This is a genomic window from Enterococcus sp. DIV0756 (assembly GCF_051710745.1).
Taxonomy (GTDB): Bacteria; Bacillota; Bacilli; order Lactobacillales; family Enterococcaceae; genus Enterococcus_A.
Genome location: NZ_JBIOLF010000001.1, coordinates 1,172,538 through 1,187,500, shown reverse-complemented (window position 1 = coordinate 1,187,500; position 14,963 = coordinate 1,172,538). Strand labels below are relative to the sequence as shown.

Annotated in this window: 9 protein-coding genes and 2 rRNA genes (1 of these 11 only partly in view); 5 read left to right on the top strand and 6 right to left on the bottom strand. The window is 41.9% G+C overall.

The annotated features are described in order from the left end of the window. The 4 genes from IGI44_RS05675 to IGI44_RS05660 all read right to left on the bottom strand — a co-directional run. Window positions 1-436, bottom strand: a 23S ribosomal RNA gene (locus IGI44_RS05675); it reaches 2,476 nt to the left of the window's first position. 242 nt (window positions 437-678) lie between these two features. Then, window positions 679-2,237 (bottom strand): 16S ribosomal RNA (locus tag IGI44_RS05670). The 16S and 23S rRNA genes sit together here, the layout of an rRNA operon. A 421-nt stretch (window positions 2,238-2,658) precedes the next feature. Beyond that, window positions 2,659-3,474: an endonuclease/exonuclease/phosphatase family protein gene (locus tag IGI44_RS05665; protein ID WP_438786827.1), complete on the bottom strand. Its 816-nt coding sequence runs from the start codon at window positions 3,472-3,474 to the stop codon at window positions 2,659-2,661. Window positions 3,475-3,498: 24 nt separating this feature from the next. Beyond that, a complete protein-coding gene (locus IGI44_RS05660; RefSeq protein WP_438786826.1) occupies window positions 3,499-5,682 on the bottom strand; it encodes a PTS transporter subunit IIBC in 2,184 nt (727 codons plus the stop codon). A gap of 224 nt (window positions 5,683-5,906) precedes the next feature. On the opposite strand from IGI44_RS05660, the gene IGI44_RS05655 reads away from it, so the two are divergent. The 4 genes from IGI44_RS05655 to IGI44_RS05640 all read left to right on the top strand — a co-directional run bounded on the left by IGI44_RS05655 (window position 5,907) and on the right by IGI44_RS05640 (window position 10,765). Continuing rightward, complete coding sequence (locus IGI44_RS05655) at window positions 5,907-8,192, top strand: glycoside hydrolase family 65 protein (RefSeq protein ID WP_438786825.1); 2,286 nt, start codon at window positions 5,907-5,909, stop codon at window positions 8,190-8,192. Next, a complete protein-coding gene (gene pgmB / locus IGI44_RS05650) occupies window positions 8,185-8,844 on the top strand; it encodes a beta-phosphoglucomutase (protein WP_438786824.1) in 660 nt (219 codons plus the stop codon). Before IGI44_RS05655 ends, pgmB begins: the two co-directional genes overlap by 8 nt. Window positions 8,845-8,876: 32 nt before the next feature. After that, window positions 8,877-9,884, top strand: coding sequence for a LacI family DNA-binding transcriptional regulator (locus IGI44_RS05645; protein ID WP_438786823.1), 1,008 nt, complete (start codon window positions 8,877-8,879; stop codon window positions 9,882-9,884). Between the two features lie 86 nt (window positions 9,885-9,970). After that, window positions 9,971-10,765 (top strand): metallophosphoesterase, encoded by a 795-nt coding sequence (locus tag IGI44_RS05640; RefSeq protein WP_438786822.1) that lies wholly within the window; start codon window positions 9,971-9,973, stop codon window positions 10,763-10,765. 115 nt (window positions 10,766-10,880) lie between these two features. On the opposite strand, the gene IGI44_RS05635 is transcribed toward IGI44_RS05640, so the two are convergent. After that, window positions 10,881-11,516, bottom strand: a complete 636-nt coding sequence (locus IGI44_RS05635) for a VTT domain-containing protein (RefSeq protein WP_438786821.1) — start codon at window positions 11,514-11,516, stop codon at window positions 10,881-10,883. A gap of 145 nt (window positions 11,517-11,661) precedes the next feature. Between IGI44_RS05635 and IGI44_RS05630 the strand changes: the two genes are divergently transcribed. After that, window positions 11,662-12,513, top strand: coding sequence for a MurR/RpiR family transcriptional regulator (locus IGI44_RS05630; protein WP_438786820.1), 852 nt, complete (start codon window positions 11,662-11,664; stop codon window positions 12,511-12,513). Between the two features lie 64 nt (window positions 12,514-12,577). Here IGI44_RS05630 and IGI44_RS05625 read toward each other — a convergent pair whose 3' ends face one another. Next, window positions 12,578-14,962, bottom strand: a complete 2,385-nt coding sequence (locus IGI44_RS05625) for a homocysteine S-methyltransferase family protein (protein WP_438786819.1) — start codon at window positions 14,960-14,962, stop codon at window positions 12,578-12,580. Between the last annotated feature and the right edge of the window lies 1 nt (window position 14,963).

The following is a 14,963-nucleotide window of genomic DNA, read 5'->3' as shown; positions in this document are numbered from 1 at the left end:
ACGGAATTCCTCGTGTTCCGCCGTACTCAGGATCCTCCTAGGTGCCAGTCAAATTTTGTCTACGGGGCTTTTACCCTTTCTAGCAGACCTTTCCAGGTCCTTCGACTATCTCACTGGACTACCATATCGGAGTCCTACAACCCCAAGAGGCAAGCCTCTTGGTTTGGGCTTTTCCCGTTTCGCTCGCCGCTACTCAGGGAATCGATTTTTCTTTCTCTTCCTGCAGGTACTTAGATGTTTCAGTTCTCTGCGTCTACCTCTAATCAGCTATGTATTCACTGAAAAGTAACATCCTATAAAAGATGCTGGGTTTCCCCATTCGGAAATCTCCGGATCAAAGCTTACTTACAGCTCCCCGAAGCATATCGGTGTTAGTCCCGTCCTTCATCGGCTCCTAGTGCCAAGGCATCCACCGTGCGCCCTTATTCACTTAACCTTATCTTGACTTTCGTCAAGGGTCTTACTAATTTCCATGAGCGATCATGTTCCTTAGTAATAAATAAGCAATTGAACTTATTAAAAAACTCATTCAACGCGGTGTTCTCGGTTTGTTTAAATTATTGTTTCTGTATCCAGTTTTCAATGAACGATTTGAGAGTAAACCTCTCAAAACTGAACGAATAAAAGCAAGCCTGTGTAGTTTCCGTAACGTTCATCTTAGATGAACTGATTCCTTAGAAAGGAGGTGATCCAGCCGCACCTTCCGATACGGCTACCTTGTTACGACTTCACCCCAATCATCTATCCCACCTTAGGCGGCTGGCTCCAAAAGGTTACCTCACCGACTTCGGGTGTTACAAACTCTCGTGGTGTGACGGGCGGTGTGTACAAGGCCCGGGAACGTATTCACCGCGGCGTGCTGATCCGCGATTACTAGCGATTCCGGCTTCATGTAGGCGAGTTGCAGCCTACAATCCGAACTGAGAGAAGCTTTAAGAGATTAGCTTAGCCTCGCGACTTCGCGACTCGTTGTACTTCCCATTGTAGCACGTGTGTAGCCCAGGTCATAAGGGGCATGATGATTTGACGTCATCCCCACCTTCCTCCGGTTTGTCACCGGCAGTCTCGCTAGAGTGCCCAACTAAATGATGGCAACTAACAATAAGGGTTGCGCTCGTTGCGGGACTTAACCCAACATCTCACGACACGAGCTGACGACAACCATGCACCACCTGTCACTTTGCCCCCGAAGGGGAAGCTCTATCTCTAGAGTGGTCAAAGGATGTCAAGACCTGGTAAGGTTCTTCGCGTTGCTTCGAATTAAACCACATGCTCCACCGCTTGTGCGGGCCCCCGTCAATTCCTTTGAGTTTCAACCTTGCGGTCGTACTCCCCAGGCGGAGTGCTTAATGCGTTAGCTGCAGCACTGAAGGGCGGAAACCCTCCAACACTTAGCACTCATCGTTTACGGCGTGGACTACCAGGGTATCTAATCCTGTTTGCTCCCCACGCTTTCGAGCCTCAGCGTCAGTTACAGACCAGAGAGCCGCCTTCGCCACTGGTGTTCCTCCATATATCTACGCATTTCACCGCTACACATGGAATTCCACTCTCCTCTTCTGCACTCAAGTTTCCCAGTTTCCAATGACCCTCCCCGGTTGAGCCGGGGGCTTTCACATCAGACTTAAGAAACCGCCTGCGCTCGCTTTACGCCCAATAAATCCGGACAACGCTTGCCACCTACGTATTACCGCGGCTGCTGGCACGTAGTTAGCCGTGGCTTTCTGGTTAGATACCGTCAAGGGATGAACATTTTACTCTCATCCTTGTTCTTCTCTAACAACAGAGTTTTACGATCCGAAAACCTTCTTCACTCACGCGGCGTTGCTCGGTCAGACTTTCGTCCATTGCCGAAGATTCCCTACTGCTGCCTCCCGTAGGAGTTTGGGCCGTGTCTCAGTCCCAATGTGGCCGATCACCCTCTCAGGTCGGCTATGCATCGTTGCCTTGGTGAGCCGTTACCTCACCAACTAGCTAATGCACCGCGGGTCCATCCATCAGTGACGCAAAAGCGCCTTTCAAACCGAAACCATGCGGTTTCGATTATTATACGGTATTAGCACCTGTTTCCAAGTGTTATCCCCTTCTGATGGGCAGGTTACCCACGTGTTACTCACCCGTTCGCCACTCCTTTTCTTTCGGTGGAGCAAGCTCCGGTGAAAGAAAAAGCGTTCGACTTGCATGTATTAGGCACGCCGCCAGCGTTCGTCCTGAGCCAGGATCAAACTCTCATAAAAAGTGTTTGAAACAGTCTTGCGACTGTTAAGCTCAATTGTAATAATTGACTTGCTAGCATATTGCTTGCTATGTTGTTTGCTTCTATAATAGAAGCGCCCTACACATTTGGTTTGTTTTATTCGTTCAGTTTTCAAAGGTCTACATTTTTGTTGCTTTGTTTCAGCAACTTTTATATCATATCAGGTTACCGAATGGATGTCAACAACTTTTTTCATTTAATTTTGAAAAAGTTCTGAAATCAAATGGACAACTTCGAAATAATAGCATTGAATAAAAAACTTGTCAACACTTATTTTTCGTTGTTGTATCAACGTGTTTCAGCAACGTTATTGATAATATCATATTGAAAAATAATGTCAAATACTTTTCAACACTTTTTCAAAAAAATTTCACTCGAATAGAAAATGGACTAGCAAATTGCTAGTCCATCGCTACTTCTACTCCATAATGATCACTAATGATATCCTCATTTTCCCCATTAAAAACGACTACATAACTCTCTATTTCAAAACCTTGAGAGCAAAACACATAATCAATTCGAAGCCCTTTCGTATTTCCATCCCAACCGTCGATCGCTTCTTCAACCGTATTTTCTCCAATTTTAGATTTGGCAAAACTGAAAGTATCCTGTAATTCTAATCCGCTATTTCTGATCAGGTCATAGCCTTCATCGATTTTCGTAGCATCATTATTAAAATCCCCCATTACGATCAGCTTTCCTTGTTCACTTAAAAGTACTTGCTCCAATGAACGCCACTCGTAGGCAAATGCACTTTTTTTATCTTGCCACCAAGAAAAATGACTACTTACTACGATTACCTTACGCGCATCGATAATTGTTTCCCCTATCACCGCTCTTCTTGTATGGTAATCAGTCGGATCAGAACTGACTGAGAGTAGACAACTCTTTGGTTTGAAAGGTGTTTTCGACATTAGACCGATGCCTTCATGATAAATATCATAGCCAATGTGATTATAGGTCCAACTCCAATAATAGTAACACCCCAGCTCCCTTAGTCGTTTGGTTAAACAGAAAAGAAAGTTGTCTTGATGAATCGCCTGTTGCTCTTTGGTTGGTTGAAAAGACTTATCCACTTCTGCTAGCGGACTTGCAATCAGTTGATTCACTTCTTGCAAACCAATCAAATCATAGTTTTCTTTTGCAATACGTCTTGCCAACACCTCTATTTGCTGGTGATCATTATCTTCCATCCAGCTATGAGTGTTCAAGGTCAATACTTTAATTGCTCTCGCCCCACTTTAATAATCGATTGTTCCAATCGTTTCCCCACGAGAAACGAGTCCTGTTTTATCATAATGGTAATTTTCGATCTTGTCACCATTTGTGAACACGACAATCATGGTCGTCATTTTGCCAGAGTCTTGGATTTTAGCTAAATCAGCAGTGGCTATAATTTTTCCTGCTTTGACTATTTCGCCTTCTCGAACTTTAATATCGAAAGCTTCTCCACCTAAATCCACGGTATCGATCCCCATATGAAGTAGCACTTCAATCCCATCATTCGTTTTGATTCCAATGGCATGTTTAGTTGGAAAGACCGAAACGATTGTTCCCGTTACTGGACTAGCAATCTCACCGTTTTCTGGGATAACAGCAAAGCCTTCACCCATCATTTTTTGCGAGAATACCTCATCTTGTACCTGATCAATCGGAATCAGTTCACCATTTGCTGGTGCAACAAATTCTGCGTGCAAGCCTTTGAAGGAAACAACGTTCTTATCAGGTTTCGACAAGTCAGATTGACTCGTATTCTTTGGAATCTTTACACCTGAATCTAGTAAATCTTGAATATCTGATTTTAGTATGTCTGCCTTAGGTCCGTATACTGCTTGAACGCCATTGTCCTTGACCAAAAGCCCCATTGCTCCTGCTTTCTTCCAAGCTTCTTCATCACCAACAATTGTTTTGTCTGCTACTGTTACCCGTAAACGAGTCATGCAAGCATCCACATCAGAGATATTTTGCGGACCACCTAGCAGATTGATAATCTTTACAATTTGTGAATCTGCTGAGACAGATCCGTCTTCTGAAGCGCTCACTGTTTCTTCGCTATCAACCTCGTAATTTCCGTTTCTTCCCGGTGTAGCAAAGTTGAATTTTTTAATCATAAAGTTCGCAAAGAAATAAGTAAATACCCCAAACGCTATACTTGTTAATACAAAGTTGAGTAAATCATTGCCTAAACCTGCTCGCAAAGCCATTGGTACACGGGTCAACAATTCAATATTCCCGAATGAGTGAACACGCAAATTGATCAAATCAGCCATTGCGAAGGCAGCTCCTTGAATCACTGCATAGCAAGCATACAGTGGTACAGCCACGAACATAAACATGAACTCCAACGGTTCGGTTACCCCGGTTAAGAATACAGCTACTGCTGCTGAAAGGAACATAGATTTATATTTTTTCTTCTTATCTGGATCAACGTTACGATACATCGCTAATGTCAACCCCATTAAGATTCCTGAAGAACCAATCATTTGTCCCACTTTAAAACGGGCCGGTGTCCATTGAGTCAATACCTGTTGATATTGAGACATGTCACCATTGTTCTTTAAGTTGACTAAATCTGTTGCCCAAGCTAACCATAGCGGATCTTGTCCCAACACTTGGCTTCCAGCTTGTGCTCCGGTTAGAATCTCGTAGGTACCACCTAATTGTGTATAGTTCATTGGAATGGTCAACATGTGATGCAATCCAAACGGCAGCAGCAACCGTTCCAGTGTCCCATATAGAAACGGCGCTAATATCGGAGCAGTTTCTTGTGAGTTTGCGATCCATTTACCAAATTCATTGATTCCTGTTTGGATAATCGGCCATAAGAAAGCTAAAACCAATGCAACGATAACTGAACGTAAGATAACCACAAATGGAACAAACCGTTTTCCGTTAAAGAACGTTAGTACCTCTGGCAATTTTCTAAAGTTGTAGTATTTATTGTACGCGGTTGCCCCCACAAAACCAGCTATGATTCCGACAAAAACACCCATATTTAATGCAGGTGCTTCCAAAACACTAGTAAAGTAACCATCAACCATAATCTTTTGGCCAAACAACGTATGTGTCATTGCATTTGGATCAGCCAGCATCTCTGAAGTAATCCCAAAAATCGAGCCGGTGATTCGATTAATTAAAATGAATGATAGCCCTGCCGCAAATGCACCACCTGCTCGCTCTTTCGCCCAACTACCCCCTATTGCCAAAGCAAATAGTAGATGTAGATTTCCGATGATTGCCCAACCGATGTTTTCAACCACACCACCAGTCGTAGCCAACCACGCGATATTCTCATTGATTAATGGTAAAGATTTCCCAATACTGATCATTAACCCCGCTGCCGGCATAACCGCAATTACCACCATTAGCGCCTTTCCAAATTTTTGCCAAAACTCAAAACTAAAGAGCTTTTTGATTCCTTTCATGCTTGTTCCTCCTAATTTTTAATGTTGCGAACAATTACGCAATCGGTTTCGTTAATTCGCATTATATACTCATAATTACAATTTGTAAACTCTTTCAGTAAAATTATTTTAAAAACTACTGACCCAATGAATAAATTGACAAAATGAAATAGTCAACTAATACTTGACTTGCGCAACCGGTTGCGTTTATTATGGAACTAGGAAATCATTAAGGAGGATTTATTATGAAAACAGTTCAGCGTCTTTTTGAAATTGACCCTTGGAAAATTAGAACTACTAAGTTAGATAAAGAAAACCGTCGTTTACAGGAATCGTTAACTAGTATAGGAAACGGTTATATGGGGATGCGTGGAAATTTTGAAGAAACGTATAGCGGAGACCACCATCAAGGAACCTATCTTGCAGGCATTTGGTACCCTGACAAAACTCGTGTTGGTTGGTGGAAAAACGGGTACCCTGAATATTTTGGTAAAGTAATCAACGCTTTGGATTTTATTCAAATGAAGTTATTCGTAAATAACCGAGAAATTGACTTAGCGGTGATGGATGTTGAAGATTTTGATTTAGAATTGAACATGCAAAATGGTGTTCTAACTCGTACCTTTACCGTAACAATTGATACTGCGAAAATTCGTTTCACCCTCCAGCGCTTTCTAAGTGTTGTTAAGCAAGAACTTGCTGTAATTCGACTTACTGCAGAATGTTTAACTGGTGAGGCCGAATTGAAAGTTACATCCAAAATAGATAGCAACGTCCAAAATGAAGACAGTAATTACGAAGAAATGTTTTGGCTAGAAAAGGAACGCGGCCATCGAGAAGACATCAGCTTCCTGACCACACAAACAATCCCAAATAATTTTGGGATTGAGCAATTCTCTGTGACTGGTGCTATGCAGCACACTAGCTCTATAATTGGCTTGCAGCAGGATGATACACTAGAGGTTGCTGAAACATTTACGTATCAGTTGAAAGTTAACCAACCCATTCAGCTGGATAAACGAGTGGTTGTCTTAACTAGTCGAGACATTCCTGAAGCTGACCAAAGCGAAAAGGCTATCGCCTTATTAACAGAATATGCCGCACCTTACGAAGAATTATTAGCAGAGCAAAATGAGGCTTGGGCAAATCGTTGGGCTTTAGCGGATGTGTTAATTAGCGGGGATGATGAAGCTCAGCAAGGAATTCGTTTCAACATCTTCCAATTATTCTCTACGTATTACGGTGAAGATGATCGGCTGAATATCGGACCAAAAGGGTTTACTGGAGAAAAATATGGGGGTGCAACTTATTGGGATACAGAAGCTTACGCGGTACCAATGTATCTTGGTATTTCAGACCCAAATGTAACCAAAAACTTATTAAAATACCGCCACAATCAATTACCTCAAGCACAGCACAATGCTCGGCAACAAGGATTAAAAGGCGCCTTATATCCGATGGTTACCTTTACTGGGATCGAATGTCACAACGAATGGGAAATCACCTTCGAAGAAATTCATCGCAATGGTGCGATTGCTCACGCGATTTACAACTATACAACCTATACTGGCGATGAAAGCTACATCCAAAAGGAAGGTCTTGAGGTTTTAACAGAGATTGCTCGCTTCTGGGCGGATCGCGTGCATTACTCAAAACGGCAGCAAAAATATATGATCCACGGCGTAACAGGACCAAACGAATACGAAAACAATATCAATAACAATTGGTACACCAATTATTTAGCAACTTGGGTCCTATCCTACACCTTGGAAAATTATCGTAAATATCAGGCGCAAGCGTCTGTCTCAATTTCGGTCGAAGAACAAGCAAAATGGCAAGATATTATCGAGCATATGTACTTCCCGACTGATGAAGAATTAGGTATTTTTGTGCAGCATGATACCTTCTTAGATAAAGATTTAATGCCAGTTTCTGATTTATCTCCCGAAGATCGTCCATTGAACCAAAACTGGTCTTGGGATAAAATTTTGCGTTCTTGCTTCATCAAACAGGCGGATGTTCTCCAAGGAATTTATTTCTTCGGCGATCAATTTACAATAGAAGAAAAACGAAAAAACTTTGAATTCTATGAACCAATGACCGTTCATGAGTCATCCTTATCTCCTTCCATTCATGCAATTTTGGCTGCTGAACTTGGATTAACCGATAAATCGATGGAAATGTATCAAAGAACCGCTCGTTTGGATCTGGATAATTATAATAATGACACAGATGACGGTTTACACATCACTTCCATGACTGGTAGCTGGTTAGCTATCGTCCAAGGTTTCGCACAAATGAAGACAACTACTGGCACGTTAAGCTTTGCGCCATTATTGCCAAAAGATTGGGATCATTATTCATTCCACATTAATTACCGTGGCCGACTATTAGCTATTAGTGTAAATCAAAAAGAAGTACAAATTGACTTGAAAGATGGACCGACCTTAGCTATGATGCTTTATGGGAAAGAAATTTCTTTAAGCGAGACAGTGACGGTTCCATTAGAACAGGAGGCATCAAATGTTTAAAGGAGTTCTATTTGATTTAGACGGGGTAATTACTGATACTGCCGAATATCATTACCTGGCGTGGAAAAAACTGGCTGATGGCTTAGGAATTACGATTGATCGCGCATTTAACGAAAAATTAAAAGGGGTTAGTCGTGAAGATTCTTTGCGGTTGATTCTTCAACACGGCAATCGTGAAAAGGATTTTTCTGAAGCAGAATTTCAGAATTTGGCAAAGACAAAAAATGACAATTATGTTGAAATGATTCAAGCAGTTTCCCCTAAAGATGTTTATCCTGGGATTTTGGCGCTATTAAAAGAATTAAAAGAAGCCGGCATCAAAATTTCTCTGGCTTCAGCTAGTAAAAACGGGCCTTTTCTATTAAAGCAAATGGCTTTGACCGAATATTTTGATGGCATCGCTGATCCAGCAAAAGTTGCCGCTGGAAAGCCAGCACCAGATATCTTCATTCTTGCCGCACATGAAGTCGGTTTAGATCCAGATGAATGTGTTGGAATCGAGGATGCTCAGGCTGGGATTGCTGCGATTAAAGCTTGTGGTGCCCTTCCTGTGGGAGTTGGACAAGCGGAACAATTAGGCGAGGATATCGCTTTGGTTTCTTCCACTTCAGAATTAACACTAGCATTTTTAGAAAAACAATGGAATAAATAATTCATCACTATTAATGAGAAAGGAGAGCGAAAATGACATCAACAGTTAAAGACGTGGCTAAAAAAGCGAATGTCTCTCCTTCTACTGTTTCCCGCGTGATCAATGATCATCCCAGTATTTCAGACGAAACGAAACAACGGGTTCGCAAGGTTATGGATGAAATGGGCTACTTCCCGAACGTAACCGCACGAAATCTTGGAAAGCAGCGCGCTAATTCACTAGGTGTAATTTTACCACCGTTGAATTCTCGTGAACGCCTAGGCAACCCCTTTTATTTAGAGCTACTGAATGCGGTCAATGAGACTGCCGCTGAATTCCAAGTGACAACCGCGGTTGCTTCTTCAGATAATAGTGAGACTCTCTTAGAAAACGTTACACGAATGCATCGTCAAAAGCAGGTAGACGGATTTATTTTAGCCTATTCCGAGAAAGATGATCCGATTGCCGACTATCTGTATCAAAACAAAATTCCGTTTACTTTGATCGGGCGCCCCCCAAAAAGAGAAGCGGACATCTTATATGTCGATAACGACAATCAATTGCTAGGCAAACAAGCAACGGAGCATCTCATCGAAAAAGGACACAAGAATATCTTATTTGTCTCGAATGTAAACCAAGAAGTAATCTTCTTCGAACGTTACTTCGGGTATCAAGAAGCGATGATGCTACAAGGATTGCCAACGCATCCTCCATTAGCAATGCTTCAACCCGAGGATTACACAAGGTTTCCTGAAGTGATTGAAGAAACTGGTGCGACGGCCTTGGTCGTGATCGATGATATCTTTGCTCTACGAATGATTCAGCTAGCAGGTTTGCATGGGTATAAAGTACCGGATGATCTCTCAGTAATCAGCTTTAATAATTCAATTTTTGCCACATTGGTTCATCCCTATTTAACAACCATTGATATCGATATTTCTGATCTCGGTCGCCTAGGGACCCAAAAGCTGATGGAAAAAATTGATCAAAAACAATCAACCGGTGTTCAATTAGTCGTCCCTCATCACTTGATTCAACGGGAGACGGTTCGCACGATTTAAATAATCATTAAATCCGACCTGTCCAACTTGTGACAGGTCTTTCTTTTGGCTATACTGACGAAAAAATCAGAAAGAAAGTGGTAGAAATGATTCTATTCTTTGTTACCCTTGCAGTCCTCTTTCTGATCTATTGCCGATACGCCACCTATCAATTGGTTGAAAAGCATTTTAAGATCACAAAAGAAGACACCTTAATCGTTCAGAAAGGAAAAAAAGCCGGATGGACCATCGCGCAAATCAGCGATAGTCACTTTTCCCTTTTTTATTCGCCGAAACGGTTTGACAAAATTGTTGCAAAACTGAATGATGAAAAACCAGATATTGTGTTATTTACTGGTGATTTAATTGAAAATTATCGCTACTGGGAAACACGGGACTGCCAAAAAATTAGTCAGCAATTAGCGAAAATTAATGCCTCGCAAGGAAAATTTGCTATATTAGGCAATCATGATTATCGTTCCAACGGACAAGAAGCAGTCAGTGAAATACTGGCTGCTGGTGGTTTCACTTTGTTAAAAAATCAAAGTGCACTAGTGGAACAGGTAAGTTTAACAGGGATTGATGATGGACAAGAAGGTCAGCCTGATTACAATACCCTGCCAAAGGATGCTCCTTTTTCGATCTTGATGATTCATGAACCTGATCAAGTGCAACACCTGAATGGCCTCGGACGCTTTGATCTGATCTTATCTGGGCACAGCCATGGCGGACAAATCCGTTTTCCGATCTTTCCTTATAAGAATTTTGGATCAAAGCTGTATGATCAAGGAATCTATGCTTTGACACCCAAAACGAGCTTGGTCGTTAATACTGGCTTAGGAACCACCGGACCTCCATTGCGCTTTCGAGTGACGCCAGAAATTTTGTATTTCCATTTGTAATTAAGAAAAGATTTACGAACGAGGATATACCTGCTGTATAGCGAAATTATATACTTTCCGTATAGTGAAAAAGAGCTTAGGAGCTTCCTTTTTTGGGAAACCTCCAAGCTCTTTCTTATGCCCGAATTTTCTGTTTGATATATGGAATCATAATCGGAATCAGTGAAACAAAAACGATTATTAGCATGATCAATGAAAAGTGTTCACTAACCAAAGGGATATTACCTAAGAAATAACCAGCTAAAGTAACAACTGTCCCCCAAACGATCGCTCCAAAAACATTGAAGCTTGAGAAAATACCCCAGTTCATTCTACTAGAACCAGCAATGAAGGGAATAAACGTACGAACAAAAGGCATAAAGCGTCCTAAGAAGATGGTCCATTTCCCACGCTCATTAAAGAAATTTTCTGCCTCACGTACTTTTTCTTCCTTGATAAATCGAGAAATTGGTCGATGATACAAGGCTTTCACCCCAATCGTATGCCCAATCCAGTAATTCATCATGTCCCCAAGAATCGCCGCAATTATGCAAATACCAATCACATAAGGCAAATGCAGAACACTACCTCCCAATGCAGTCAGTGCTCCAGCCGCAAATAGAAATGAATCCCCTGGCAAAAAAGGAAAGATCACGACGCCTGTTTCAATAAAAACAATTGCAAATAAAATTGGATAAATTCCTACACCGTATTGATGAACCAATGACACCATATGGGCATCAATGTGCAAAATAAAATCAATCAAAGCCATTTAGTAAACTCCTTTAGAAAAGATTCTTTTATTATCATACGACTTTTCAAAAAAAAGGAAAGACCGTTTTGCTGTTCTATAGAAAAAATAAATTTTATTCTGAAAATGGTATAATGGGAAAAAAGATCAAAAGGAGTAACCCTACATGAGTGTTCTTTCTCATATGAAAAGCATGCAGAAAGAAATGTCTGCAGCCGAAAAAAAAATTTATTGCTTTATCCGCGACAATAGCGAAAAAGCTTCAAGTATGACAGCTAATGAGATCGCTGAAGCCTCGGGCGCAAGCGCTCCAACGGTAGTACGTTTTTCAAAAAAAATGGGCTATAGCAGCCTGACTGATTTAAAAATTGAATTATCTGCTGAAACCATGCAAGGGCGTAGCAAGAACACCTATAGTGATGTCGGGCACGATGAATCTTTTCATAGCTTAAAAAATAAATTAGCCAGCAATGCACGCTTTACAATTGATGAAACCACCGCTTTATTCAATGAAGACGTATTTCTCGATGCCTGCAAGTTAATGGAAGAAAAAGAATTTTGCTACGTTCTAGGCATCGGAGCATCCAATTTAGCGGCTACCGATATTGTCCAAAAATGGAGCCGTTTGGGGAAGAATGTTATTAGCGAACAGGATTACAATACGATTTTGCCACAGCTGGTTCTCCATCAAACAGATGCCGTGATTTGGCTGGTATCAAATTCTGGTTTGACCTCAGAATTGATCGCGTTGGCAGAAACGGCTAAAGACCTAGGCATCCCAATCATTACATTGACTCAGTTTGGACAAAATCCATTGGCCAAGCTTTCTGATGTGAGTCTGCAAACCTCTCGACCAACCGAAGCAACGTATCGCAGCGCCGCAACTGATTCGATCTTAGCGCAGTTCATTACGATTGACCTGCTATTCTATGTTTACATTAGTCGAAATCAAGAAAATGCCGAAAAGATTTATTCTACGCGCGCAGTGGTCCAAGAGTATCGTAAAAAGTATTTTTAAACCAATTAACTGTAGAGATAGCCGCGTGAAATGAAAAGCTCGTAATCATTTCACGCGGCTATTTTTATTTTCTGTCTGAGAAAAATTCTTGAGCGATTGTTACGCTACTAAGGGCATCCTTGGCGTAATAATCTGCACCAACGAATTCTCGGTATTCTTCATTCAAAACAGCGCCACCCACCATGAATTTTGTCTCCAAATTGGCTTCTTTAGCCGCTTCGATTGTCGCTTTCATGTTCTGAACAGTAGTAGTCATCAGTGCACTCAGCCCCGCCAACGGAATCTTTTGCTCTTTTAGTGTGTCGATAACCGTTGCGATCGGCACATCTTTGCCTAGATCGATTACCTCAAAGCCATAATTTTCCAGCACCATCTTAACAATATTTTTGCCAATGTCATGGATGTCTCCTTGAACGGTAGCTAAAAGGATCTTTCCTTTTGATTCCGATTCTTGCCCATGAGCATCAAAGTATTGCTTCAACACTTCCTGAGAGCGTTGCACAGCTTCCGCAGACTGCATCAGCTGCGGCAAAAACAACATCCCCTGTTCAAATTTTGAGCCCACTTCATCTAAGGCTGGAATAAAATATTGATTGACAATCTCAAGCGGTGTCATGCGTTCTAGTAATTGCTTCGTTAAACTAGGCGTATCTTCTTTTTGTCCCTTTAAAATCAACGATTTCAAATCGTTTTCTCGCCCTTGTTCAATTTCAACAGAAGTGTTTGATTGATGGTTTGTCAGTGTTAAATGCTGACTTTTGGCAATATAATCTGCAGCATCACGATCCTGATTATTAATGACTTTCAGGGATTGTACCATCTGCATAAGAAATTCCGAAAGTGGATTAACGATTGGCGCATTGAGTCCAGCACCCACTGCTACAGCTAGGAAAGCACCATTCAATACTTCACGATTTGGCAAACCAAAGGAAACGTTACTCAGACCAGCGACGGTCAATACGCCTAATTTCTCTCTAATCAATCTGATCGTATCTAACGTCACCTGCACTTGAGCTTGCTGCGCAGAGGCTGTTAACACCAGCGGATCAATCATGACATCCTCTTTAGGTATTCCGTAGCTGGCGGCCGTTTTAATAATTTTTTCCGCCACTGCCAAGCGCTTTTCTGCCGTATCTGGAATTCCCGTCTCATCGAGTGTTAAGCCCAATACAACTGCGCCATACTTTTTGGCGATAGGAAACACTTCACTCATGCTTTCTGCTTTGCCATTGACTGAATTGATTAATGGCCGACCATTATAATAACGAGCGCCAGTCTCGATCGCGGCGATATTCACACTGTCAATCTGCAAAGGAGCTGTCACGATTCCTTGAAGCTCTTGAACGACTTTTTGCATCATATCTGCCTCGTCGATTTCCGGTAAACCGACATTGACATCCAAGATATCCGCACCGGCTTCGATTTGCTTTAAGCCTTCCTTTAGAACATAGCTAATATCTTTTTTACGCAGCGCTTCTTTTAACCGGTTCTTGCCGGTTGGATTGATCCGTTCACCGATTAGATGTAGACCATCATTTAAAATGACTGTTTGACTGCCAGAAGTCACAGCTGTAACTTTTTTTGGAGATACAGCCACTGCTGGTACCTCATCAACCAATTGCCGTAATTTCAAAATAAAATCAGGGTTTGTCCCGCAACAGCCACCCACGATTCGTACACCATTCGCTAACATTTTTTCGACAGCAGAGCAATACTCTGCCACTGTTAGCGAGTAATAAGTTTGTCCGTCCTTCATTTCAGGCAGACCGGCATTGGCTTGCACCATCACTGGTATACTTGCAAATTTTAAAATCTCTTCTACGATCGGTAATAGTTCATTCGGTCCTAGCGAGCAATTCACCCCAACAGCGTCAATTTCTAATGATTGGAGCGTCAAGACCGCTGTCACAGGGTCCGTGCCAACAAATGTCCGACCATCCTCTTGAAAAGTCATGGTACAAAAGATCGGCAGGTTTGTGTTTTCCTTGATCGCTAATATTGCTGCCTTTGTTTCTAACAAATCCGACATCGTTTCAACCACGACCACATCTGCTCCGGACTTTTCAGCTAATACAGCCTGCTCTTGAAACATTTCGTAGGCTTGATCAAAACTCAAGGTTCCCATCGGGGCCATCAATTGACCGATAGGGCCCATATCATACGCGACATATTTAGGCTGAGCAGCTCTTGCCAGTTTAACAGCAGCTTGAATGATCGCTGGCAGCTCATCTTGTTTTAATTTCCCTCGATTTGCCTGAAAGGTATTGGTCGTAACGACATCTGCACCAGCGGATACATATTCCTGATGAATCTGTGTGATCGTCTCAGGATGACTCAAATTGAAGTATTCTGGCTCCAGTCCAACAGGCAGTCCCATTTTTTGCAACATCGTTCCCATCGCTCCATCAAAGAGCAATCTATTTTCCCTTAATTCTTCGATAATCGTCATT